Source organism: Paenibacillus koleovorans NBRC 103111 (assembly GCF_004000845.1).
GTDB classification, from domain to species: Bacteria; Bacillota; Bacilli; order Paenibacillales; family NBRC-103111; genus Paenibacillus_AA; species Paenibacillus_AA koleovorans.
Genome location: NZ_BIMA01000273.1, coordinates 1 through 566 on the forward strand (window position 1 = coordinate 1; position 566 = coordinate 566).

At 43.3% G+C, this 566-nt stretch carries 2 protein-coding genes; both read left to right on the plus strand.

The features are described from left to right. Positions 1–382 (plus strand): RNA polymerase sigma factor (locus PKO02S_RS32135; RefSeq protein WP_164821841.1); only part of this gene is annotated, 382 nt, incomplete at its 5' end. Next, positions 379–566, plus strand: a 188-nt coding sequence (locus PKO02S_RS33065) for a hypothetical protein (RefSeq protein ID WP_218034007.1), incomplete at its 3' end; no start/stop codon positions are given. The genes PKO02S_RS32135 and PKO02S_RS33065, both read left to right, overlap by 4 nt.

A 566-nucleotide genomic window follows, 5' to 3' on the forward strand; every position in this document is an offset into this window, starting at 1 on the left:
GAAAGCATACGAAAAAAGAAGGCAATTTCAGCCAGGTACATCGATGAATGCTTGGTTGTATCGCATTGCATATACAACGGCAATCAGTGCGGTGAGAAGGCGGAAACTCAGATTTAAGCTCTGGAAAGCAAGCGAAGACATCAGCCCTGCTCAAGAAAGTTACATATCGGAGCCTCTTTATAATATATTATCGTCTTTATCAGTGGCAGATAGAGCATTGCTTTACGGCAGAGTTTTGGATGAACGGTCATACCAAGAACTGTCACACATATTAAACGTATCGGAACCAACACTACGAAAACGATTCGAGCGGCTGAGCAGCAGACTCGCTAAAGAGGTAAAGCACAGAGAAACTTATGCAAAAGAGGAGTGGGTGCAATGAATATGGAACTCATCCGAAAACAATTGGAGGAAATTACTCCCCCAGAAATGCGTTTCAAGCAACATGTCTTGGATCAGATTCGAATTCGCAGGCAAAATCGCAAACGACACATGCAGATCTGCGCAGCAGTCACCCTGCTAGTTATCATCATTGGTACTGTGCAATTCCAACAGATTACATCTAT